Genomic DNA, 823 nt, shown 5'->3' with positions numbered 1-823 from the left:
CGACGCTCACCCTGCGGACGGTCACCATATGGGCGACGCTCGCCCTGCGGACGGTCACCATATGGGCGACGCTCGCCCTGCGGACGGTCACCACGGTACGGTCGGTCCCCCTGGCTGCGGTCGCGGTCGCCGTAAGGGCGACGTTCGCCCTGGTTGCGATCGCCGTACGGCCGACGCTCACCATCACGGGAGCTGCCGGCGTCGTTGCGGCGAGGCGACCTCGAGGAGGAGTCCGAGTATCGCGGCTTGCGCTCGGAGCCCGAACGTCGATCGCGCGCGCCCTCACCGTCTCGGCGGTCCCGCTGCTCATCCGACATTCTGACTCCCTTTTTGCTTGTTAACGCAAGATGGCCACCCAACCCTGGGTGGCCATCTTACTTAAGAGAAGTCCGGCGGTGTCCTACTCTCCCACAGGGTCCCCCCTGCAGTACCATCGGCGCTGTGAGGCTTAGCTTCCGGGGTCGGAATGTGACCGGGCGTTTCCCTCACGCTATGGCCGCCGAAACACTATTGACATGTATCAGGCAACATCACAACGAAAAGTGTGTGTTGTTGGTTCCCGACCGTACGTCGAGAACCACAAAGTGGACGCGTTCATCTCGCAGAAGGAGTGTGTTATCAAGTCATCGGCTTATTAGTACCAGTCAGCTGCACGTGTTGCCACGCTTCCACATCTGGCCTATCAACCCAGTCGTCTGGCTGGGAGCCTCTCCACCCGAAGGTGATGGAAGTCTCATCTTGAGGCCGGCTTCCCGCTTAGATGCTTTCAGCGGTTATCCATCCCGAACGTAGCTAACCAGCGGTGCTCCTGGCGGAACAACTG

Annotated in this window: 2 rRNA genes; both read right to left on the bottom strand. The window is 61.4% G+C overall.

What is annotated here, in order from left to right:
* Window positions 1–387 precede the first annotated feature (387 nt).
* Window positions 388–504: ribosomal RNA gene (rrf, locus tag BGN97_RS05410) — 5S ribosomal RNA — on the bottom strand.
* 110 nt (window positions 505–614) lie between these two features.
* Window positions 615–823, bottom strand: a 23S ribosomal RNA gene (locus BGN97_RS05405); the annotation flags it as partial.

The organism is Microbacterium sp. 69-10, assembly GCF_001897945.1.
Lineage (GTDB): Bacteria > Actinomycetota > Actinomycetes > Actinomycetales > Microbacteriaceae > Microbacterium.
This window is presented reverse-complemented; position numbering and strand designations above follow the sequence as displayed.